This window comes from Bacillus sp. AC266 (assembly GCF_979253805.1).
Map to the genome: position 1 here is coordinate 1 of NZ_CEEDEC010000076.1, position 234 is coordinate 234.

The following is a 234-nucleotide window of genomic DNA, read 5'->3' on the forward strand; positions in this document are numbered from 1 at the left end:
CTATTAGCTCTTATAATCATCCACAATTACTTGAATTACACGATAAGATTCTTCTGCCACTTTATTATTACTATCCCTATTCGCATCATATGTAATTAACGCCTTCCAAAGTGCCCATCCTCTCGCTCTATTCCACGTGCCTTCATCTATGCGCAATACTTCTTTAAATACGTTTCTACTATTCTTATCAAAAAATGTCCATGCCCTCGCTGCATCACAAGCCGGATCTCCTAC

1 pseudogene is annotated in these 234 nt (G+C 38.9%); it reads right to left on the reverse strand.

The annotated features are described in order from the left end of the window. Positions 1 to 3 precede the first annotated feature (3 nt). Positions 4 to 234: pseudogene (locus AC0IXC_RS29405) on the reverse strand (aminoglycoside phosphotransferase family protein); the annotation flags it as partial.